Annotated in this window: 1 protein-coding gene; it reads left to right on the forward strand. The window is 36.7% G+C overall.

What is annotated here, in order from left to right:
* The first annotated feature begins 6 nt into the window (after positions 1–6).
* The gene (locus B4K11_RS09435) at positions 7–228 is read left to right on the forward strand and encodes a TIGR02450 family Trp-rich protein (protein ID WP_292950385.1); all 222 of its coding nucleotides are present in this window, start codon (positions 7–9) and stop codon (positions 226–228) included.
* Positions 229–281: the final 53 nt, after the last annotated feature.

Genomic DNA, 281 nt, shown 5'->3' on the forward strand with positions numbered 1-281 from the left:
TGAGTTTTGAATCGTATTAATCCTAAAAAGTTAATTAACTCCACTTGGACTGCTGTTTCCCCAGTGAAGAAACAGAAGCACTTTATCGTTGTGGCGTTGATTAGATCCGAAGATGATGAATCAAAAATAACGGGTTGTGTAATTGAGGCGGTTATTGATAAGCAAGCTTACCAAATTGATTGGCGGGATTTAAAAGATACAGGTTATTGGCTTCAAGGCTGGAAGTAGTCAGTTAAAGCCTAATAAGTAGTTAGGCTTTAACTCTTAACTCTTAACTCTTA

Source organism: Neptuniibacter sp. UBA6509, from assembly GCA_002435145.1.
In the GTDB taxonomy this organism is placed as follows: Bacteria; Pseudomonadota; Gammaproteobacteria; order Pseudomonadales; family Balneatricaceae; genus Neptuniibacter.